This window comes from Aminobacter carboxidus (genome assembly GCF_014863355.1).
Taxonomy (GTDB): domain Bacteria; phylum Pseudomonadota; class Alphaproteobacteria; order Rhizobiales; family Rhizobiaceae; genus Aminobacter; species Aminobacter carboxidus.
This window is the reverse complement of the sequence record NZ_JACZEP010000001.1, coordinates 239582-259354: the sequence shown is the minus strand read 5'-3', so window position 1 is coordinate 259354 and position 19773 is coordinate 239582. Positions and strand designations below refer to the sequence as shown.

At 64.2% G+C, this 19773-nt stretch carries 22 protein-coding genes; 12 read left to right on the top strand and 10 right to left on the bottom strand.

From position 1 onward, the window contains the following. Positions 1–71: 71 nt before the first annotated feature. Positions 72–1055: a 4-hydroxybenzoate octaprenyltransferase gene (ubiA, locus tag IHE39_RS01235; RefSeq protein WP_184769451.1), complete on the top strand. Its 984-nt coding sequence runs from the start codon at positions 72–74 to the stop codon at positions 1053–1055. A gap of 6 nt (positions 1056–1061) precedes the next feature. On the opposite strand, the gene IHE39_RS01230 is transcribed toward ubiA, so the two are convergent. From IHE39_RS01230 to IHE39_RS01220, 3 genes are all read right to left on the bottom strand, one after another. Then, the gene (locus IHE39_RS01230; RefSeq protein WP_192565247.1) at positions 1062–1628 is read right to left on the bottom strand and encodes a DUF6101 family protein; all 567 of its coding nucleotides are present in this window, start codon (positions 1626–1628) and stop codon (positions 1062–1064) included. A 168-nt stretch (positions 1629–1796) separates the two neighbouring features. Next, the gene (locus IHE39_RS01225) at positions 1797–3227 is read right to left on the bottom strand and encodes an FAD-binding oxidoreductase (RefSeq protein WP_192565246.1); all 1431 of its coding nucleotides are present in this window, start codon (positions 3225–3227) and stop codon (positions 1797–1799) included. A gap of 16 nt (positions 3228–3243) precedes the next feature. After that, entirely contained in the window at positions 3244–4182 is a 939-nt protein-coding gene (locus IHE39_RS01220) for an L-threonylcarbamoyladenylate synthase (RefSeq protein WP_192566009.1), read from the bottom strand. Positions 4183–4381: 199 nt separating this feature from the next. Between IHE39_RS01220 and IHE39_RS01215 the strand changes: the two genes are divergently transcribed. Together IHE39_RS01215 and IHE39_RS01210 are read left to right on the top strand one after the other, a co-directional pair. Next, a complete protein-coding gene (locus IHE39_RS01215; RefSeq protein ID WP_192565245.1) occupies positions 4382–4795 on the top strand; it encodes a hypothetical protein in 414 nt (137 codons plus the stop codon). 94 nt (positions 4796–4889) lie between these two features. Next, positions 4890–5273 carry a hypothetical protein gene (locus IHE39_RS01210; protein WP_192565244.1) on the top strand — a complete coding sequence of 128 codons (384 nt, stop codon included), beginning with the start codon at positions 4890–4892 and terminating at the stop codon, positions 5271–5273. Between the two features lie 33 nt (positions 5274–5306). Here the strand turns inward: IHE39_RS01210 and glyS are convergent, their stop codons facing one another. Beyond that, the gene (glyS, locus tag IHE39_RS01205; protein ID WP_192565243.1) at positions 5307–7598 is read right to left on the bottom strand and encodes a glycine--tRNA ligase subunit beta; all 2292 of its coding nucleotides are present in this window, start codon (positions 7596–7598) and stop codon (positions 5307–5309) included. A 200-nt stretch (positions 7599–7798) separates the two neighbouring features. Here glyS and IHE39_RS01200 point away from each other — a divergent pair, with 200 nt between their 5' ends. Then, positions 7799–7975, top strand: a complete 177-nt coding sequence (locus IHE39_RS01200) for a hypothetical protein (protein WP_192565242.1) — start codon at positions 7799–7801, stop codon at positions 7973–7975. A 114-nt stretch (positions 7976–8089) separates the two neighbouring features. Here IHE39_RS01200 and IHE39_RS31120 read toward each other — a convergent pair whose 3' ends face one another. The 4 genes from IHE39_RS31120 to IHE39_RS01180 form a co-directional block, all read right to left on the bottom strand. Then, positions 8090–8377: an endonuclease domain-containing protein gene (locus IHE39_RS31120; RefSeq protein WP_353527908.1), complete on the bottom strand. Its 288-nt coding sequence runs from the start codon at positions 8375–8377 to the stop codon at positions 8090–8092. A gap of 168 nt (positions 8378–8545) precedes the next feature. Beyond that, entirely contained in the window at positions 8546–9490 is a 945-nt protein-coding gene (locus tag IHE39_RS01190; RefSeq protein ID WP_192565241.1) for a glycine--tRNA ligase subunit alpha, read from the bottom strand. A 117-nt stretch (positions 9491–9607) separates the two neighbouring features. Next, positions 9608–11611 carry a tetratricopeptide repeat protein gene (locus IHE39_RS01185; protein ID WP_192565240.1) on the bottom strand — a complete coding sequence of 668 codons (2004 nt, stop codon included), beginning with the start codon at positions 11609–11611 and terminating at the stop codon, positions 9608–9610. Positions 11612–11790: 179 nt separating this feature from the next. After that, positions 11791–12807 carry a polyprenyl synthetase family protein gene (locus tag IHE39_RS01180; protein ID WP_184769460.1) on the bottom strand — a complete coding sequence of 339 codons (1017 nt, stop codon included), beginning with the start codon at positions 12805–12807 and terminating at the stop codon, positions 11791–11793. Positions 12808–12957: 150 nt separating this feature from the next. Between IHE39_RS01180 and IHE39_RS01175 the strand changes: the two genes are divergently transcribed. From IHE39_RS01175 to moaB, 6 genes are all read left to right on the top strand, one after another. Next, positions 12958–13182, top strand: coding sequence for a putative signal transducing protein (locus IHE39_RS01175; protein WP_184769461.1), 225 nt, complete (start codon positions 12958–12960; stop codon positions 13180–13182). Next, positions 13179–13979 carry a tRNA1(Val) (adenine(37)-N6)-methyltransferase gene (locus tag IHE39_RS01170; RefSeq protein ID WP_343070046.1) on the top strand — a complete coding sequence of 267 codons (801 nt, stop codon included), beginning with the start codon at positions 13179–13181 and terminating at the stop codon, positions 13977–13979. The genes IHE39_RS01175 and IHE39_RS01170 overlap by 4 nt, the downstream gene beginning before the upstream one ends. Positions 13980–14049: 70 nt before the next feature. Further along, entirely contained in the window at positions 14050–14916 is an 867-nt protein-coding gene (locus IHE39_RS01165; RefSeq protein WP_192565239.1) for a S49 family peptidase, read from the top strand. A gap of 82 nt (positions 14917–14998) precedes the next feature. Continuing rightward, positions 14999–15184 carry a hypothetical protein gene (locus IHE39_RS01160; RefSeq protein WP_184769463.1) on the top strand — a complete coding sequence of 62 codons (186 nt, stop codon included), beginning with the start codon at positions 14999–15001 and terminating at the stop codon, positions 15182–15184. A gap of 10 nt (positions 15185–15194) precedes the next feature. After that, complete coding sequence (locus IHE39_RS01155) at positions 15195–16061, top strand: 4-(cytidine 5'-diphospho)-2-C-methyl-D-erythritol kinase (RefSeq protein ID WP_343070045.1); 867 nt, start codon at positions 15195–15197, stop codon at positions 16059–16061. 10 nt (positions 16062–16071) lie between these two features. Further along, positions 16072–16623: a molybdenum cofactor biosynthesis protein B gene (moaB, locus tag IHE39_RS01150; protein ID WP_192565237.1), complete on the top strand. Its 552-nt coding sequence runs from the start codon at positions 16072–16074 to the stop codon at positions 16621–16623. A gap of 2 nt (positions 16624–16625) precedes the next feature. Here the strand turns inward: moaB and IHE39_RS01145 are convergent, their stop codons facing one another. Continuing rightward, positions 16626–17129: a glycosyltransferase gene (locus IHE39_RS01145; protein WP_192565236.1), complete on the bottom strand. Its 504-nt coding sequence runs from the start codon at positions 17127–17129 to the stop codon at positions 16626–16628. Positions 17130–17276: 147 nt separating this feature from the next. Here IHE39_RS01145 and IHE39_RS01140 point away from each other — a divergent pair, with 147 nt between their 5' ends. Together IHE39_RS01140 and rnhB are read left to right on the top strand one after the other, a co-directional pair. Further along, positions 17277–18431, top strand: coding sequence for a PA0069 family radical SAM protein (locus tag IHE39_RS01140; RefSeq protein WP_192565235.1), 1155 nt, complete (start codon positions 17277–17279; stop codon positions 18429–18431). 151 nt (positions 18432–18582) lie between these two features. Continuing rightward, positions 18583–19233 (top strand): ribonuclease HII, encoded by a 651-nt coding sequence (gene rnhB, locus IHE39_RS01135; protein WP_184769468.1) that lies wholly within the window; start codon positions 18583–18585, stop codon positions 19231–19233. Positions 19234–19284: 51 nt separating this feature from the next. Here rnhB and IHE39_RS01130 read toward each other — a convergent pair whose 3' ends face one another. Then, positions 19285–19641, bottom strand: a complete 357-nt coding sequence (locus tag IHE39_RS01130; protein ID WP_192565234.1) for a DUF4180 domain-containing protein — start codon at positions 19639–19641, stop codon at positions 19285–19287. Positions 19642–19773: the final 132 nt, after the last annotated feature.

The window sequence follows — 19773 nt, the reverse complement described above, 5'->3', positions numbered from 1 at the left end:
AGGTTCAGTGCTGGTAATCGCGGACAAATCGACCGCTTGACGCCCGCGCGGCTCGCTGGCACTCCCCTGGCATGGAACAAATCCAATCGAAAGCCGGCCAGGGCCGGGTCGCCGACGCGCCATCTGGTCACTGGGTCTATCGCGCCTTGCCGCGCGGCCTATGGCCATATGCCCAGCTTGCGCGCTGGGACCGGCCGATCGGCTGGGTGCTGCTGTTGTGGCCGTGTTGGTGGTCGACGGCGATGGCTGCGAGCGCCTATGCGCGACCCGGCGACAGCCTGATGTCGCTGCTGCCTTCGCCCTGGTTCCTGGGGTTGTTTCTATTGGGCGCTATCGCCATGCGCGGCGCCGGCTGCACCTACAACGACATCGTCGACGAAGGCATCGACGCCCAGGTCGAGCGCACGCGCTCGCGCCCTCTGCCCTCCGGCCAGGTCAGCCGCCGCCAGGCGTGGGTGTTCCTGGTGCTTCAGGCGCTGGTCGGGCTGGTCGTGCTTTTGCAGTTCAACAGCTTCGCCGTTCTGCTCGGCATTTCGTCGCTGGCGATCGTTGCGATCTACCCGTTCATGAAGCGCATCACCAACTGGCCGCAGTTCGTGCTTGGCCTCGCTTTTTCCTGGGGTGCACTGATGGGCTGGGCGGCCGAGTTCGGCGACATCGACGGCCCGGCCTTGCTGCTCTATTTCGGTTCTATCATGTGGGTGATCGGCTATGACACGATCTACGCCCACCAGGACAAGGAAGACGACGCACTTGTCGGCGTTAAGTCGACGGCGCGCTTCTTCGGCGAAAACACCAAATCATGGCTGGTCGGGCTTTATGCCGGGGCGCTGATGCTGTTTGCGACGGCCTTTGCAATGGCGCAGGTGCCAATGCCGGCGCTCGCCGGCCTCGTTGCCGCCGGCGCGCACATGGCGCGCCAGATAGCCACGCTGGACATCGACAATCCCGACCAGTGCCTCAGGCTGTTCAGGTCGAACGGCCAGGTCGGCTGGATCATCTTCATCGGCCTGATCTGCGGCGGCGCCTGGGTGGCGCTGAAGCCGCTGATCTAGATTTCGTCACGCCCGGGCGATGATCTCTTCGCCGTCGATGACAAGGCGGACACCAAGCGTGCCGGACTTGCGGCGGGCCAGGAAACGTGGCCTGCGCATCCGCGACACCCGGCCCTTGCGCCGGTCCTGTGCCGGCATTGTCTTGATTGCTGCACCCAGCGACTCCTCGAGTGTGCGAGCCACGCCGTCCGCCTCGATCAGCAGCATCGGCAAGCTGTAATAGTCGGCCCAGGCGCGCCAATCGGCGGCGACGTCGTCGAGATCGTCAGCAACAAGCAGCGGCACCGAAAGCATTGGATCGTTGTGCAGAAGCTCCAGCGTCACGGTGACATTGAAGCCTTCGTCCTCCATCGCACGAGCCGCGACGCCACGGAAAGCGCGCGCCGGCAGCGCGATCGTCGCCGGCAGCCCACTGAGCGCCAGCAGGCGGCGGATCACCGCGCCGCGATGGTCGATGGTGAAGGTGACGTCGCCAAGGTCGTCACGCGTCGCGTAGCTGACCATCTGCGGCAAGCGGAACGGGTCGAGGCGCATGTTGCGTCCCGCCCAGACTGGCTTCAGTCCGGTGTTCATGTTGTGCCTTCCTGTTATCTCCTGAGAGCCGGTTTCCGGTCTCTCCGGACCAGTTTTCCCGGTCTCGTTAGGAAGCACACTAGCGGGATGACCTTACCGCCCCGCTTAAGAAAGTCGGTTAAATTTTGCTGATCTCGGCGATGGTTATCGGAATACAACCACAGACGTTCAAATCATCTTGCCGGGGTTCATGATGCCGGCAGGATCAAAGGCCGCCTTGACCCGGCGCATCAGGTCGATGGCGATGGGTGGTGCTGTGGCAATCAGTTCGTCGCGCTTGAGCTGGCCGATGCCATGCTCGGCCGAGATCGAACCGTTCATGGAGCGCACGACGTCGTGCACCGCCTTGTTCATGTCGCGGTAGAGCGCGAGGAACGCGTCGCTCGCCATGCCGACCGGTTGCGAGACGTTGTAGTGCAAGTTGCCGTCGCCCATGTGGCCGAAGCAAACCACGCGCGCCTCGGGGCAGACGCTCGCCACGGCGACCGCGCCCTGTGCGATGAAATCGGGAATGCTGGCGATCGGCACCGAGATGTCGTGCTTGATCGAAGCACCTTCGACCTTCTGTGTTTCCGGCAGCATCTCGCGCAAGCGCCAGAACTCGTTGGCCTGGCCGACGCTCGCGGCAATGACCGCATCGCCGACCTGCTCGGCTTCGAAGCCCGCCGAAAGAATGTCCTCGATCAGCATGCGTGCGTCTTCGGCCGAGCGCCCGGACGAGATTTCCATCAGCACCTGCCACGGCCAGTCGCCTTCCAGCGGCGGCCGGGCGTCGAGAATGTGGCGGATGGCGAATTCCATCGGCAAATGCCCGATCAGTTCGAACGCCGTCAACGCGCTGCCAGCAAGGTCCTGGGCGCGGTCGAACAGTGCCAGGGCTGCCGCGGGCGACGACAGGCCGACCCAGGCCACTTCGCGGCCCTTGGGCTTGGGATAGAGCTTCAGCACCGCCGCCGTAATGACGCCAAGCGTGCCCTCGGCGCCAACGAACAGGTTCTTGAGGTCGTAGCCGGTGTTGTCTTTCTTGAGCTTGCGCAGGTCGTCGAGTACCTCACCCGTGGGCAACACGACCTCGACGCCGAGGCAGAGTTCGCGCGCGTTGCCATAGGCAACCACGCCAGTGCCGCCGGCATTCGACGACAGGTTGCCGCCGATCTGGCAGGAACCCTGCGACGCCAGCGACAAGGGGTACAGCCGGTCGACCTCGTCGGCTGCCTTGTGCAGCACATCGAGCACGACGCCGGCTTCGGCGATCACCGTGTTGGAGACCGGGTCGATCTCGCGAATGCGGTTAAGGCGCGACAGCGACAGCACGATCTGGCCGCCAGACCGGTCGGGTACCTGTCCGCCGACGAGGCCGGTATTGCCGCCTTGCGGCACGATCGGTGTCCGCGTCTCGGTGGCAAGCTTCATGATCGCGCTCACTTCCTCGACACTGCCCGGGCGCAGCACCAGCGAAGTCGCGCCAGTGAACAGGCCTCGCGGTTCATGCACATACGGCTCGATGTCGCTTTCCGCGCGCACCGCGTAACGCGCGCCGACGATGGCAGCAAAGCGCTCGGCAAGCGCTGGATCGAGGCCGGGAAGATTCTGGGTCATGTGACGGAAGCTAAGTTCAGATGTGAGGATTGTCACGGGGGGCCGCGGCGCGCGCCAGCCTGTCGTTGATGGCTTCGCCGAGCTCGTCGGACGGTATCGGCTCGACAGCAATCAACGCGGCACCGCTGCGGTCGAGCGATTGAAGATGCGCGAAGAGATTTGTTGCCGCTTCGCGCAGGTCGCCCCTATCGGACAGATTGAGGAAGGCGCGCGCCTGCTGCCAGCCTTCGGCGCGGCGCGGACCGAAACCCAGCAGTGCCTCGCCTGCCCAGACACTTTCCGCGTTCAGGCGCATCTGGGCACCGGGCGCATAATGCGAAGCAAGCATGCCGGGCGCTTCGACGCCGGCGGTCATGCCGCGCAGCAGCGGCGCGGCGCAGACAGCTTCGATGTCGCCTGCCGGAACACCGCCGGGACGGAGCAGCCGCACCTTGCCATCCTCGACCTTGACGATCGTCGACTCGAGACCAACCGGCGTTGCGCCGCCGTCGACGACCAGCGGGATGCGCGCGCCGAGGTCATTGGCCACCGCCTCACCACTCGTCGAGCTGATCTTGCCCGAGCTGTTGGCGCTTGGTGCCGCCAGCGGCCGGCCGAGCCTGGCGATCAAGGTGCCGCCAAAACCCTTGGGCATGCGCAAGGCGATGGTGTCGAGCCCGGCCGTCACCAGCGGGTGGATGCCTGCCCCCGGACGCAGGGGCACGACCAGCGTCAGCGGCCCTGGCCAGAACTTTTCCGCAAGCTTGCGCGACAGCGGGTCGAACACGCCGATGCGCTCGGCCATGGCCATGTCGGCGACATGGGCGATCAGCGGGTTGAAGCGCGGACGGCCCTTGGCCTCGAAGATGCGGGCAACGGCCTCACCATTGGTGGCGTCGCCGGCGAGGCCATAGACGGTCTCGGTCGGAATGGCGACGACTTCGCCGGCACCAAGCAGTGCCAGTGCCGCGTCCATCGCCTTGTCCGCTGCGATCAGTTCCGCCACGTCATAGCTTCCAGTTGCATGCCCGGTCCCTACCGCGCGCGGCACGATGCGACAAGTCTAACGCCCAAGAATCCGGGCATTGCCTAAAATGCACTGCATCTTCGCAAGCCGGTTGCAACCGCGCGTCAGTTACATTGCGCTACAAGATTGATTCAACTCTGGGGGCCAAATGCGCCTGCTTGCTGCGTTTCTTGTTGCCGGCATTACCGCGTCCGCTTCGGTTCACGCGTCTTCGATCGTCATTGTCGAAGGCAAAGCGGTCAGCCCGTCCTCGGTCGCCGTCGACGCGCCGAAGTCGGCCACAAGGTCGATCGTCGAGATCGGCGCTCCCTCGGTCGACACCGGCAAGGTCGCGGCGATCGAGACCAAGCCCGCAAGCATCAACCACAAGATGGGCCCCGAGTTGATGGTCATCCGCGGCGGCGAAGTCGGCAGCGCATCACCGGAACCGGCTTCCATTGCGCCTGCATCTCCCGACGCCGCGCCGGCGCCGCAGACTGCTGCCGAGGGCCAGACGCCGCTGCCGGCGTCGAGCGACGGCACTGTCGGCGAACCGGCCCAGGCAGTTGCGCCAACTGAATAGGCCGTTTGACCGCACTTGAGGCGGCGTGCACCGTTGCGGCAGTATGACGAGCCGTGTAGCGCCTTGCCACCTACGCTGGGCAAGGGGTTGATCCATGAAGACTGTTCGCACCATTGCGGTGGGGCTCGCCGCCGCGTTTCTCCTGGGCACCAGTGCTGTACAAGCCGACCAGCTGCTCGGCACCTATGTCGCGCGCATCTCGGAGAAGGATCACCAGGCGAGCGATGGCTACGCCCTCGGTAGTGCTGCCCAAGTCGTGCGGCAGGATCGCGCCAATGTGCATAGGCACATCCAGACCGACGAGGAAGACGACATCGACGACTGGTTCACCACCAATGCCAAGCGCGCCCGCTTCGAGCAGTTGCTGAACAAGCCGGGCGCGATGAACAATTCGACCCGCAGCGCGATCCTACGCGGCGAGCCGCTGATCGAGGTCCAGGTCTACAGGCAGAGCGTCAAGGTCCGCCTGCTCGACTGACACGTGAGTCGGGCGGCTTCGCGCCGCCCTGTATTATCCCGCGATCTTGGAGAAGTCGGCGACCTGGTCGGTCGCTGCACGGATGCGTGCCAGCAGCGCCAGGCGGTTGGCGCGCACGGCGACATCCTCGTCATTAACGAGGACTTTCTCGAAGAATGAATCAACAGGTTCACGCAACACGCTAAGCGCGCGCATGGCGGCCGAAAAGTCTTCATTGCGAACTGCTTGGCCGGCTTCGCTGACAGCCTGATTCACCGGCGCAAACAGTGCTTTTTCGGCTTCCTCGCTAAACAGGGCCGGGTCGACGGCGTCTGCAACGGCAGTCCCCTTCTTCTCCTCGGCGGCCAGAATGTTGGCCGCGCGCTTGGTGCCGGCGAGCAGGTTCTTGCCATCCTCGGTGTCGAGGAACTTGCCGAGTGCCTCTACACGGCGGGTAATGGTCAGAAGATCGTCGGCCTCGGGCGTGATGACAGCGTCGATCAGATCGTGGCGGGCGCCGAGCTCGCGCAGATAGACCTTGAGGCGATCGTGGAAGAAGGCGATCAGGTCGGCCTTGAGCGGGGCGGCACGGTCGATGGTTTCCTTGCGCAACTCCGCCTCATAGGCAGCGAGCGCATTGTCGACATCCTGTTCGCCGTCGACATCGCCGCTGTCGATCGCTGCCTGCGATGCCTCGAAGGCAGCAAGCTTGCGCTGCACTGAGGCTTCCTCCAACTGCCGTAGTGCTGCGTCGAACAACGTCTGTAGCGGCAAACGGCCACGCGCCGAAAGGATGATCCTGACGATGCCGAGTGCAGCGCGGCGCAACGCATACGGGTCCTTCGAACCCGTCGGCTTCTCGTCGATGGTCCAGAAGCCGACGAGGGTGTCGAGCTTGTCGGCGAGCGCCACCGACACCGAAACCGGATCGGCCGGCACGCGGTCGGACGGACCCTGCGGCTTGTAGTGCTCCTCGAGCGCGGCCGCCACCGACGGGCTCTCGCCCTGCAGCAGCGCATATTTGCGGCCCATGGCGCCTTGCAGTTCGGGGAACTCGCCGACGACCTCGGTCTGCAGATCGGCCTTGGCGAGCACAGCAGCGCGGTCGGCCAGTTTCGGCTCGGCGCCGACAAGCGGCGCGATCTCGCGGGCGAGCCCGCGGATGCGCTGGACGCGCTGTCCTTGCGTTCCGAGCTTGGCATGGAAGGTCACGCCGAGATGATCGAGGCGGGCCATACGCTGGTCGAGCGGCTTCTTGAGGTCGAGACCGAAGGCTTCGGCCGACCGCTTCAACGTGTCGAGGTCAGGCAGGTCGCCCTGGTCGGTGTTCCAGAAGTAGAGCGCATCCGACAGGCGCGCGCGCACGACCTTGCCATTGCCGTGGGCGATTTCCTTGCCACCGTCCTTGGCCTCGATGTTCGAGGTCAGGATGAAATGATTGGAGAGCGCGTCCTCGCTGCCTTGCGGGCGCGTGACGAAGCACTTCTGATTGGCTCGGATGGTCAGGCGGATGACCTCGGACGGAATGTTGAGGAACGTGTCCTCGAACGTGCCCATCAGCACGACCGGCCATTCGACGAGGCCCGATACCTCTTCCAGCAGCCCCTCGTCCTCGACGAGTTCGAGGCCGTTGGCGAAGGCGAGATTGCGTGCGTCGGCGGAAATCATCTCCTTGCGCCGCTCGGCGTCGATGACGACCTTGGCCGCCTCGAGCTTGGACGCGTAGTCGTCGAAGCGGCGCACCGTGATCGCCTCGGGTGCGTGAAAGCGATGGCCGTACGTGACGTTGCCGGAGCGGATGCCGTCGACTTCGAAGTCGACAACCACAGGCTCCTCGGTCTCGGGGCCGAAGGTACAGACGATCGATTGCAGCGGACGCACCCAGCGCAGGCTGCCGGGCTTCGCCGAAGCCGGGCCCCAGCGCATCGACTTGGGCCAGGGGAAGCTCTTGACGATCGCCGGCACCAGCTCGGCGATGATATCTTCCGCCGAACGGCCGGGCTTGGAGATATGGGCGACGTAGAAATCACCCTTCTTGGGATCACTGTGGACATGCGCCTCGGCAATCGAGTTCAGGCCGGCGCTGCGCAGGAAGCCCTGGATCGCTGCCTCGGGCGCCTTGGTGCTTGGTCCCTTGCGGTCCTCGTGGACATCCTTGGAGCGGGCGGTCAGCCCCCTGATGTCGAGCGTCAGCCGGCGTGGCGTCCAGTACTCGCGCGCCGCCTCGTAGGTCAGACCCGCCTCGACAAGACCGTCGGTCAGCATCTTCCTGAGGTCGCCCGCCGCCTTGCGCTGCATGCGCGCGGGGATTTCTTCGGAACGCAACTCTAAAAGCAGATCGGGCATCGGACGGGCTCACGCGGAAATGGTCCGCGCGGCATAGCAACTCAGCCGCCCGCTGTCACCTTCCCGCACGCGTTCGGCAAAATTCCATCCGCCTGTCGGACATCGGTCGATCAATTCGTCCTTGGGATGAAGATTTCCATGAACCGGATGCCGCGCTGGAGCGACCCACGCTCAGACAGACACCTATTGGCCGAACGACGATGAAAACCACCTCCGCCCTGCTCCAGATCCTCAGCCTCAGCGCCCTGCTTGCCATGCATGTGGCGGCACCGGCCGAATTCAGGATGCCGGGCGTACGCAAGGCATTGCAGACGATCGACGGCCAGGCCGCCCATGCACAGCTTCCGGCAGGACTGGGCATGATCGCCCCAGCATAGCGAAGCGACGAATTCGATCTTTCTTTTCACCACGCGAAGGACGAAGCGGCGCCCTTACCCTCCCCTTGATGGGGAGGGTCGGCGCGTAGCGCCGGGGTGGGGTGTTTTTTCTAGTCAGGGAGCGTCGTTCGCCAGATCTCTGCGACGCTCATCGACAACCGTAAAGTTGGCGTCCAGAACTGCTTCCAGCTCCTGTTTCACTTCATGATTCCAGAAGCGAAGGACCCGATATCCTTGGCTCTCGAGCCATAAGGTCCGCGTTTGATCATACTGCCTTTGATCATCCAAACCATGATGAGCGCCGTCGACCTCAATGATCAGCTTCAAGCTATGCGAGATGAAGTCAGGGAAATAGATGCCTAAGCAGGCTTGCCTGCGGAAATGCGTCCCTTCGACAGGAATCCGCCAAAGGTGTTTCCACAGATCCGCTCCTCGTCGGTCATTGCCGAGCGAAGACGGCGCGCTGACGCAAGTCGGAAACGATCGAGTTTGGGCACCGGGCCCTCCTCCTCATCACCCCCACCCGCCGCTTCGCGGCGACCTTCCCCATCGAGGGGGAGGTAAAATAGCTCAAGCCGCAAGGCCACCCGCTTCCGTCAAAAGGAACGCCTCGCCGCAGGCCTTGGACAGGTTGCGGACGCGCAGGATGTAGCTCTGGCGTTCGGTGACCGAGATCACGCCGCGCGCATCGAGCAGGTTGAAGACGTGGCTCGCCTTGATGCACTGGTCATAGGCTGGAAACACCATCTTGTGCTGGGCAAGATTGCCGCTCTCCGCCGGCGCGCCGGCAGCGAGCAGCGCCTTGCACTCGGCTTCGGCATCCTCGAAATGCTTGAGCAGCATCGCCGTGTTGGCATGCTCGAAATTGTGCCTGGAATATTCCTGCTCGGCCTGCAGGAAGACCTCGCCATAGGTGACCTTGTCGTCGCCTTCGAGGCCGTTGAAGTTGAGGTCATAGACGTTGTCGACGCCCTGCACATACATCGCCAGGCGTTCGAGACCGTAGGTCAGCTCGCCGGCCACGGGCGCGCATTCGATGCCGCAGACCTGCTGGAAATAGGTGAATTGCGACACTTCCATGCCGTCACACCAGCACTCCCAGCCAAGGCCCCAGGCACCCAGCGTCGGGCTTTCCCAATCGTCCTCGACGAAGCGGATGTCATGGACCAGCGGATCGATGCCGATCGCCTTGAGCGAGCCGAGATAGAGCTCCTGGAGGTTGGACGGGTTCGGCTTCAGGATCACCTGGTACTGGTAATAGTGCTGTAGCCGGTTGGGGTTTTCGCCGTAGCGGCCGTCCTTGGGGCGGCGCGAAGGCTGGACATAGGCAGCGTTCCAGCGCTTGGGCCCAAGCGCGCGCAATGTTGTTGCCGGGTGGAAGGTGCCCGCGCCCACTTCCATGTCGTAAGGCTGCAGGATGACGCAACCATGCGCCGCCCAATAGCTGTGCAGCGTCAGGATCAGCCCCTGGAAAGAGCGGCTGGGGTGCATGTGGGCGGGCATCTGGTCGGTCACGGGCGAAGCTCGATCATTGGCGCGCCCCGCAAGAAAACGGGGCCAGAGAAGGCCCCGTCCTATTCCGCCCTATTGTTAGGGTCAAGCTGCGGTGCAAAGACCGCCGCCCGATGCGGCTCACTTGCCCGGCAGCTGAAGTTCCTGGCCCGGTGCCAGCCGCGCGGGATCGCCACGCAGTTGCGGATTGAGATCGAGGATTTCACGGTAGCGGTCGCCATTGCCGAGCACGTCATTGGCGATCGACCACAGCGACTGTCCACGCTGCACCTTGTAGGCGGCGGGGATCACCTGGGCAGCGGGTTCCGCCACTGGTGTTTCCAGTTCGCTCTTCTTCTGGCTGGCCGGCGCAGGCACAGCCGGCTTGACCACGATCGGCTTGACCGGAGCTTCGAGCGCGGTCGGCTTGCCCGGCAGTTCCGGCAGGCCCTTGGCAAGCTTCTGCTCGACGTCGGCCAGGATCTTCGGCTCCGGCTTCATGTCGCGCGCATGGCTCCACTGGAAGGTCGCTTCCAGCTTGCGCCCGACGCGCCAGTAGGCGTCGCCGAGATGGTCGTTGAGCACGGCGTCATCAGGCTTGAGCGACACGGCACGCTCGAGCTCGCGCACGGCATCGTCGAACTTGCCGAGGCGGTAGTAGGCCCAGCCGAGCGAATCGATGATGTAGCCGTCGCTCGGGCGAAGGTCTGCCGCCTGCTTGATCATCCCGAGGCCTTCCTCGAGATTCATGTTCATGTCGACCCAGGAATAACCTAGGTAGTTCAGCACTTGCGGCTGGTTGGGGAACAGCTTCAGCGCCTCGCGGAAGTTGGGCTCGGCCTTGGGCCATTCCTTCAGCCGCTCATAAGCGATGCCGCGCTGGTAGAAGACGTTCCAGTTGGCGTTGGTCGGCGTCTTCAGCACACCGACTGCCTTGTCATAGACATCGGCTGAGGCGCGGTAATTGTCGGTCGAGGCATAGACACCGCCAAGCGCGAGATAACCGCGCATGTCGTCCGGATTGGCCTCGACAAGTGCCTTCAGATGCTTGATCGCCTCTTCATGGCGCTTGAGGTCGGCCAGGTTGAGGCCGAGTTGCAGTTCCGACAGCCGCTTGAGCGGCGAGGTTGCCGGTACGCGGCGGTAAAGCTCGATCGCCTCTTCGCCGTTCTGCTGCTGCTCGGCAATAGCTGCGAGTTGCACCAGCAACTCGTCACTCTCCGGCTTCAGTGCCAGCGCATATTGCAGGTACAGCCTGACGAAGGGTTCGCCACCACCGCGATTCAGCGCAGTCGACAGGTTGAGAAGGACCTCAGCTGCGCCATCCTGCGGGTTGGCCACCAGCGGCGGGATCTTCTCGCCCTTGGTGATCTTGTCGCGCAGGGCTGAAATCGGCAGCTTGGCGGGTGCAAACTCCTCGGCGCGATCGAGAATGGCCAGCGCTTCGGTCTTCTTGCCCGAGCGTGCCAGGAAGCCGGCATAAGCCTCGGCCGCGCGCATCCAGGTCTCGGGTGCGGCACTGCCGGCGCCGAGATTGTCGATGGTGGCGCGATAAATCTCGTCGGCCTTGTCCTTCTGGCCGGCGGTCTCGGCGATCAGGGCGCTGTGATAGGTCTTGAACAGTTCATACCATTCAGGCCCTTCGAGCTTGTCGAGGAACTGCAGCCCATCATTGCCACGACCTTCGCCCTGCTGGGCCCAGGCGGTCATGACGGCGGTGATCAGACGGTCGAGATCGGACTCAAGAGCAAGCTTGAGCCATTTCTCTGCGCCTTCGTAATCCTTCTTGCGGAACGTATCGACGGCCAGCGCCAGACGCGAGAAGCGCTCCACGTCGGGAACTGTCTTCAGCATCTGGGCATAAGGCAACGATTCATCGAAACGGCCTTGCGCGATGAGCGCCAGCATCAGGCTCTGCTGCAGGGCGGCGTCTTCGGGATCGAAGGCCAGGGCGCGCTTGTAATAGGCGATGGCGCTGTCCAGATCATCGTCGGCTTCGGCGGTGCGTGCCGCCAGATAAGCGCCTGAAAACGAACTGATCTCGACCGGTTCGGTGAGCTGTTTGGCATATCCAGGCTGGGTCAGGGCGGTGAAGCCCGCCAGAGCCGCTAGGCCCAACAGCCAGATCGCGCGTCGCTGCCGCATGAAAATCCTTCCTACCAAGGTCCTACGGTCATCCAGCCACGATGTGGCCGGGTCGCAACCGCTTGTCGGGGCCAAGCATGGCCTTTTTGGGGTCGCGCTTCAATCCGCACCGGCTTCACAATACGACAACCGGCTCAACGAATTCACAAGGCCGATCGGGCGGCAGGCAAATTCCCGCCTCAAACGACGCGGCTGATGCAGAAATCGATGACGTCGACGAGGGCCGATTTCTGCGGCGTCTGCTCAAGCGGTGCCAAGGCATCGCGGGCGATCTCGCCGAAATGGCTGGCACGGCCGATCGTGTCGGCAATGGCGCCATGACGGACCATCAGGCCGACAGCCTTTTCGAGTGCCGCATCGTCGGTCGCGCCGTCCTCGATCGCACTCTTCCAGAAGGCGCGTTCGGCAGCTGTGCCGCGGCGATAGCTCAGGATTACGGGCAGCGTGACCTTGCCCTCGCGGAAGTCGTCGCCGACATTCTTGCCGAGGTCCTTGCTCGAACCACCGTAGTCGAGCGCATCGTCGATGAGCTGGAACGCCAGGCCGAGATTCATGCCGTAGGAGCGGAGCGCAGCCTTGTCGTTCTTGGAAGCGCCGGCGATGACGGGGCCGACTTCGGCGGCAGCCGAAAACAGCGCCGCGGTCTTTGCCTTGATGACAGCGAAATGTTCGTCCTCGGTGGTTTCGAGGTTCTTGGCGGCGGCAAGCTGCATCACCTCGCCCTCGGCGATGATCGAGGCAGCCGACGACAGGATGTCGAGCGCTTCCAGCGAACCGACCTCGACCATCATGCGGAACGCTTGGCCGAGCAGGAAATCGCCGACAAGCACGCTCGCCTGGTTGCCCCAGATGGTGCGCGCCGTCTTCTTGCCGCGGCGCAGGTCGCTCTCGTCGACGACATCGTCATGCAGCAGCGTCGCCGTGTGCATAAACTCGACCGAGGTGGCAAGCCTGACGTGGTTTTCACCGGTGTAGCCAAACATCTGGGCGGCTGCGAGGGTCAGCATCGGCCGCAGGCGCTTGCCTCCAGAAGAGATCAGGTGGTTGGCCACCTCCGGGATCATCTCGACGTCGGAGCCGGCCTTCGACAGGATCAACTCGTTGACCCGCCCCATGTCGGCGGACGTCAGGTCGATCAGGTCCTTGATCGACGCGGCGTCCCGCTTTCCCTTCTCGATGTTGAGAACGACACCCAAGGCCAACACTCCCAAATTACACAGGCGCGTGGTCGCGCGCGTAGCTCTTAGTCGATTCTAGGGCGGCATGCACCGTGCCCGCAAGTGGCGAATTGGCGCGGTGCAACACGTGGCGTTTACTTCGCCGCCCCAAACTGCGAATTTCGCCGCATGATCGAACTCATCCGCACCAACGACGCCGTCATCATTTCCTTCGTCGAGTCGCTGCTGCGCGACGCCGGCATCGGCTGTTTCATCGCAGACCAGAACATGAGCGTGCTCGACGGTTCGCTCGGTATCCTGCCGCGCCGCGTCATGATCGACGAAGACGACGCCGACGAAGCGCGTCAGTTGCTGACCGACGCCGGCATCGAGCACGAAATCCGCCAGAAGTGACAGCCGGACCGACATCCGCCGAAGACACGGAACTGCCGCCGCATACGGTGGATGCGTTCCATCGCGGCGCGTTCTGGCTGGTACAGCCCAGCGACACCGGCCACCGCGCCGGCATGGACGCGCTGATGCTGGCGGCCGCCGTGCCATCGACATTTGCCGGCCGGCTCGCCGATTTCGGCGCTGGCGCCGGTGCCGCCGGGCTGGCGGTCGCCTCGCGCTGCAAGCAGGCCAAGGTGCTTTTGGTCGAGCTCACGCCCGAAATGGCGCGCTTCGCCACGGCCACGCTCGCCCATCCCGGAAATGCATCGCTGCGCGGCCGCGCCTCGGTGCTCGTCGCCGACGTTGGCCTGTCCGGCAAGGCGCGTGCCGAAGCCGGACTTGCCGACGCCTCGCTGGACTTCGTCATCATGAACCCGCCCTTCAATCCGTCACATCACCGGCCGACACCAGATGCGTTGAAGCGGCAGGCGCATGTCATGGACGACGGGCTGTTCGAAAGCTGGATCAGGAGTGCCGCCGCCGTGGTCAAGCCGCGCGGTGGCTTGGCCATCATCGCACGGCCGGAGCAGCTCGCCGCCATCCTTGCCGCCCTCGACGGCCGCTTCGGCAAGGCCGAGATCGTGCCGGTGCATCCGCGCGCCGACGCCGCTGCGATCCGCGTCATCATTCGGGCGGTGCGGGCCTCGCGCGCGCCATTGGCGCTGTGCCCACCGCTGACCCTGCGCGATGCCAGTGACAGGCTCTCACAACGCGCCGACGACATAAGCAACGGCCGCTCTTCGCTTTTCGGCGATTGAACAACGCTTGAGCATTGCGGTTGTCGCAGGAATGCATACATCCCGCATGACCAGAGACCGGAGAGACCAAGTGAAGAACCTGTTCCGCCGCTTGCTGCCGAAATCCATGCGTGGTGGCGAAGTCGTCATCCCGGTCATCAGGCTGCAAGGCGCGATCATGTCGGGCGGCAGCCAGTTCCGGCCAACCCTTTCGCTGGCTGCCACCGCCGGGGTGATCGAAAAGGCATTCTCGATTTCGAGCGCGCCGGTCGTTGCCATCTCGATCAATTCGCCCGGCGGTTCGCCGGTGCAGTCGCGGCTGATCTACAAGCGCATCCGCGACCTCGCCACTGAAAAGAACAAGAAGGTGCTGGTCTTCGTCGAGGATGTCGCTGCCTCGGGCGGCTACATGATCGCGATTGCCGGCGACGAGATCATCGCCGACCCCTCCTCCATCGTCGGTTCGATCGGCGTGGTGTCAGCATCCTTCGGCTTCACCGACCTGATCAAGAAGATCGGCGTCGAGCGCCGCGTCTACACCGCCGGCGCCAACAAGGCGACGCTCGATCCGTTCCAGCCGGAGAAGGCTGAAGACGTCGAGCGACTAAAGAAGCTGCAGCTCGAAGTGCACGAGACCTTCATCGACATGGTCAAGGAGCGCCGCCGCGGCAAGCTCAAGGACGACCCGGACCTGTTCACCGGCTTGTTCTGGTCGGGCAAAAAGGGCCTCGAACTCGGGCTCATCGATTCGCTCGGCGACATGCGCACGGTGCTCAAGGACCGCTACGGTGCCAAGGCCGAACTCAAGCTGATCACCGCACCGCGCGGCCTGTTCGGCCGCCGCCTCGGTCTCGGCTCCTCGGCCTTCGGCTTGACGCCCGAGGTCGTGGGTGCTGCCGCCTCCGGCCTGGTGGATGCGGCGGAAGAACGCGCATTGTGGAGCCGTTTCGGCCTTTGAAAAAGCCGAAACGGCGGATTATCATCCGGGAAAGGCCCTGGCTGGCCGGAAACGTCCGGCAATCGCAGGGAGGAGAATTGAAATGCCGCAGCTCATCTTTTTCGCGCTTGTCGGCGTGGTTGGCTATATCGGCTACCGCTCCTTCATCAAGGAAGCCGAGCGGGTGACGGCCAAGGTGCGCCGCAACGAAAAGCAGCGCCAGACCGGGGCCAATGGAACCCTCGTCAAGGATCCCGAGACCGGCGAATACCGGCTCGAGAAAGAATGACGCCCAGCCCGTGACCATCAACAGCGTGCCGCTCGCCGAACTCGCCCCGGCCAAGATCAATCTGGCGCTTCATGTCACCGGCCGTCGCGCCGACGGCTATCATTTGCTCGAAAGCCTTGTCGTGTTCGCCGAGCTCGGTGACCGCATCACGGTTGCAGTGGCAGCGAATGACAGCTTCGTCGTCGATGGTCCATTCGCCGGCGATGTGCCGCGCGACGGTGGCAATCTGGTGCTCAAGGCGCGCGACGCGCTGCGTGCCGCCTACCCAGAACACGCTGTCCAGCCGGTTGCGATCGCGCTCGAAAAGAACCTGCCGGTCGCCTCCGGCATCGGCGGCGGTTCGAGCGATGCGGCCGCCGCCTTGCGCGCGCTGAGCCGCCTCTGGCGCATCGACTGCGACAAGACGGCCCTAGCGAGCCTCGCTTTGCCACTTGGCGCCGACCTGCCGATGTGCCTCGCCGGCCAACCGCTCATTGCCCGCGGCATCGGCGAGGAGCTCGATCCGGTCAGCCATTTCCCTGCCCTGCCGGTAGTGCTGGTCAATCCGGGCATCGCCGTCGAGACGCCAAAGGTATTCCGGGCGCTGGCCTCGCGCGACAATCCGGCACTCGCACCGCTCGACAGCGCCGACACCGTGCTCGACTGGCTGGCCACCAGCCGCAACGACCTGGAGCCGGCTGCAATCTCGATCGAACCCTCGATCGCCGCGGTGATGGCTGCCCTTCGCCGCTCGGGTGCATCCTTCGCCCGCATGTCCGGGTCAGGCGCCACCTGCTTCGGCATCTTCGACAGTGCGGCGACGGCGGCGCGTGCTGCAGCAGCAATCTCGAGCGAACATCCCAGTTGGTTCAGCGCCGCCACCATGACACGGACCTAGGAGCCCCAAGATGGCAAGCGAGCCCCGCCCCTTCGTTCCCGTACGCATCGCGGTGCTCACCGTCTCCGACAGCCGCACGCTGGCCGACGACAAGTCGGGCCAGACGCTGGCCGACCGCATCACTGACGCCGGCCACGTGCTCAAGGCGCGTGAGATCGTCATCGACGACAAGGAAAAGATCCGCGACCAGGTGACCGCATGGTCGCTCGATCCCGAGATCGACGTGATCATCACCACGGGCGGCACCGGCTTCACCGGGCGCGACGTCACGCCGGACGCGCTGGAGCCGATTTTCGAAAAGCGCATGGACGGCTTCTCGGCGGTCTTCCATCGCATCTCCTACGACAAGATCGGCACCTCGACGATCCAGTCGCGCGCCACCGGGGGCGTGCTCAACGCCACCTTCGTCTTCGTTCTGCCGGGATCGCCAGGCGCCTGCCGCGACGCCTGGGACAGCATCCTCAAGGCGCAGCTCGACTACCGCCACATGCCGTGCAATTTCGTTGAGATCATGCCCCGGCTCGACGAGCATCTGAGGCGCGGCGGCACCAAGCCAGCCTGAACCTAATGCTGCGCGACGACGATTTCGGCGTCGAGCGTCTTCATGGCAAGCCCGCGCGCAATGCCTTCGGCGTCCGCCCCGTTGCGGCCCAGAACCGCAGCCTGCTTCCTGGTGATGACCAGCCCCTGCTCCAGCGCGCGCGGCCTTGACGTCACCCGTTCCCAGAACGGCCGGTTGCTGGCCCGCGAACGGGTGAAGCGCGCCGCAATCGTCAGCCGGCTCATGTGGCGCACCGCATCCTCAGTCCAGCCCTCGGCGAGCCGCGCTCCAGGCTCGATCAAAAGCAGCCAGTCACTCTTCGCCTGCGCGATGCCCGCCTGGATGCCGCCCTTGGCGAGATAGGCGCAGCCGGCATGTTCGGCAACATAGTGCGTCTGGTCGGTCGAGCCTAAGTCGCAGACGATCACTTCGCGCACCACGCCCTCGACGGCGCCACCGACCAGCGAGGCCAGCGTGCGCGCCAGTCCCTCCTCGTCGTCCCTGGTCTCGATCAGAACGCTCAACATATCTAGCCGCATATCGGAAAGCCGGCAGAAGCGCCAGCCTCGCCGCCAGAACAACAAAGTTCTTGCTTTGTTCTATTTTCGGAAATAGGAATAGTTTCATGCCGAACGAATCGACGGGCGGCCTCTTTTCCTTCGGGAGACAGTGAAATGGAACTCATCGCACGGGCCGATATTGCCGCTTTCAAGGGTGGCGGGGCGGGAATGGCCAATGCCATGATCGAGGAAAGCGGCCTGCGCATCAACCATGAGCGCAGGCGCGGCCGCGGTGCCGGCGTCAACCCTTCGGGGCGTTACGAGCCGGTCAGCCGCCATGTCTTCGACGACGGCTGGAGCACCATCGAGGAGCTGCCGCCATTCAAGACCGAGGTTCAGGTCGAAAAGCCGCGCACCATCATCACCCGCAACGAATCGCCCGACATCTCCTTCGACCGTTCGATCAATCCCTATCGCGGCTGCGAGCATGGCTGCGTCTATTGCTTCGCCCGTCCCACCCACAGCTATATGGGCTTGTCGGCCGGGCTCGATTTCGAATCCAAGCTGTTCGCCAAGCCTGACGCGGCACGGCTGCTCGACCGAGAACTGTCCAAGGACGGCTACCAACCGCGCACGATCGCAATCGGCACCAACACAGACCCCTACCAGCCGATCGAGAAGCATTGGCGCATCATGCGCGAGGTGCTCGAGGTGCTGGAAGCACGTAATCACCCCGTCGGCATCGTCACCAAGTCGGCCTTGGTTACGCGCGACATCGACATCCTCAGCCGCATGGCCGAAAAGGGCCTGGCCAAGGTGGCGCTTTCGGTGACCACGCTCGACCGCATGCTGGCGCGCACCATGGAGCCGCGTGCCGCGACCCCGACCAAGCGGCTGGAAGCGATCAGGCAGCTCTCCGATGCCGGCATCCCGGTGTCGGTGATGGTGGCGCCGATCATCCCCGGCCTCACCGACCAGGAGATCGAGCGCATCCTCGACTCGGCGAAAGCCGCAGGTGCCACCAGTGCCGGCTACGTCATCCTGCGCCTGCCGCTGGAAGTCAGCCCGATCTTCAAGGACTGGCTGCTGCGCCATTACCCCGACAGCTATCGCCACGTGCTGTCGCTGATCCGCTCGATGCGCGACGGCAAGGACTACGATTCGGAATGGGGCAAACGCATGAAGGGCAAAGGCCCTTATGCGTGGCAGATCGGCCGCCGTTTCGAGATTGCCGCTCAGCGCCTCGGCCTCAATTCGGTGCGCACGCCGCTCAGGACCGACCTTTTCGAAGCCGGTCCCAAGGACCAGTTGCAGCTGACGCTGCTTTGAACCTCTGGGCGGACAACCGTCGTCCGTCCAGTGCAAGAGTTCCCGTCCGGCCTCTCCCCGTGGCCAGTTGACGGTGCCTTCCCGAACCGCCGCCCTAATCGGTCGGGAAGGACTTGCGGAGAATCGGGGCCGATGCGAGCATCGCCGCACTATGGCTCGCCCGCGTTCCGATTCTCCGCCCCTCTTTGAATTCATCGACAAGCCAGACTTCGCCTTCGAAACGAAAGCGATATCAGGTGACCTGTGGCCATGCGCGGGTCTCGACGAAGCCGGGCGCGGGCCGCTCGCCGGCCCGGTCGTCGCTGCCGCCGTTGTGCTCGACCCCGCCAACATCCCTTCAGGGCTGGACGATTCCAAACGCCTGACAGCCGCGCAACGCGATGCGCTGTTCGACGAGGTGCTGCACAAGGCGCTGGGCGTCGCCGTGGCGTCTGTCTCGGCCGACAGCATCGACCGCAGCGATATCCGCAAGGCAAGCCTGGAAGCGATGCGCCGCGCGCTGGCAGGCCTGCCGATAACGGCCAAGTCGGCCCTTGCCGACGGCCGCGACGTGCCGCCTGGTCTCGCCTGCACCTGCCGCGCTCTGGTCAAGGGCGACCAGCGCTCGCAATCCATCGCCGCTGCCTCGATCGTTGCCAAGGTCACGCGCGACCGCATGATGTCGGTCTGCGGCTCCAACGACAATCGCTACGGCTTCGAAGTCCATATGGGCTATGCGACCGCCCGCCACCGGGCGGCGATCGTCGAGCACGGTGCTTCGCTGCGCCTGCACCGCATTTCCTTCGCCCCGTTCAGGGACTGACCCGACAGCGAAGACGCGCGCTGGCGCTGCTCGCCCCGAAGTGACGGCTTCTCAAAACCTGCTCACAAGTTCGTCGAAATCCGAAACAAACCAGATCGACTTGCCCTTGTTCGTTTCGCGAACGAAGTCGCGAAGTGCGCCGCTGCCATTGAGCGCCTGCGTGATGTCACCGACGACGGCGCACCCAAGACCGTAGTTTACGAATTTCTGGAACACCTCGCCGGCAACGCCGCTGCTGAGCTTGAGAAAATCCGGCCCGAGCCTGTCCACGGGGATAGCGAGGAAGTCCGCCTCGTTCGACCATGCCTCGCTGATGAAGTCATTGGCGTCAGCAGGCGTGCCCAGCACCGGACCGTTCTGGCTGAAACGGAGCACCCGGGACTTACCGATTTCGACGATCTGGGTCATGTGACCCGGCTAGCAGCGCCTGCGGCAATGTGCAAGCCGCGCCGGAGCGGCTCCTGCCAAACGAAAGACAGTCGCCCTTGGCAGACCTGCAAACAAAAAAGCCGCCGGAAGTTCCAGCGGCTTTTTTCAAAT

Coding starts and splice junctions, on each gene's coding strand:
- ubiA (WP_184769451.1), top strand. CDS start 72: ATGGAACAAATCCAATCGAAAGCCGGCCAGGGCCGGGTCGCCGACGCG.
- IHE39_RS01230 (WP_192565247.1), bottom strand. CDS start 1,628: ATGAACACCGGACTGAAGCCAGTCTGGGCGGGACGCAACATGCGCCTC.
- IHE39_RS01225 (WP_192565246.1), bottom strand. CDS start 3,227: ATGACCCAGAATCTTCCCGGCCTCGATCCAGCGCTTGCCGAGCGCTTT.
- IHE39_RS01220 (WP_192566009.1), bottom strand. CDS start 4,182: ATGGACGCGGCACTGGCACTGCTTGGTGCCGGCGAAGTCGTCGCCATT.
- IHE39_RS01215 (WP_192565245.1), top strand. CDS start 4,382: ATGCGCCTGCTTGCTGCGTTTCTTGTTGCCGGCATTACCGCGTCCGCT.
- IHE39_RS01210 (WP_192565244.1), top strand. CDS start 4,890: ATGAAGACTGTTCGCACCATTGCGGTGGGGCTCGCCGCCGCGTTTCTC.
- glyS (WP_192565243.1), bottom strand. CDS start 7,598: ATGCCCGATCTGCTTTTAGAGTTGCGTTCCGAAGAAATCCCCGCGCGC.
- IHE39_RS01200 (WP_192565242.1), top strand. CDS start 7,799: ATGAAAACCACCTCCGCCCTGCTCCAGATCCTCAGCCTCAGCGCCCTG.
- IHE39_RS01185 (WP_192565240.1), bottom strand. CDS start 11,611: ATGCGGCAGCGACGCGCGATCTGGCTGTTGGGCCTAGCGGCTCTGGCG.
- IHE39_RS01175 (WP_184769461.1), top strand. CDS start 12,958: ATGATCGAACTCATCCGCACCAACGACGCCGTCATCATTTCCTTCGTC.
- IHE39_RS01160 (WP_184769463.1), top strand. CDS start 14,999: ATGCCGCAGCTCATCTTTTTCGCGCTTGTCGGCGTGGTTGGCTATATC.
- moaB (WP_192565237.1), top strand. CDS start 16,072: ATGGCAAGCGAGCCCCGCCCCTTCGTTCCCGTACGCATCGCGGTGCTC.
- IHE39_RS01145 (WP_192565236.1), bottom strand. CDS start 17,129: ATGTTGAGCGTTCTGATCGAGACCAGGGACGACGAGGAGGGACTGGCG.
- IHE39_RS01140 (WP_192565235.1), top strand. CDS start 17,277: ATGGAACTCATCGCACGGGCCGATATTGCCGCTTTCAAGGGTGGCGGG.
- rnhB (WP_184769468.1), top strand. CDS start 18,583: ATGGCTCGCCCGCGTTCCGATTCTCCGCCCCTCTTTGAATTCATCGAC.
- IHE39_RS01130 (WP_192565234.1), bottom strand. CDS start 19,641: ATGACCCAGATCGTCGAAATCGGTAAGTCCCGGGTGCTCCGTTTCAGC.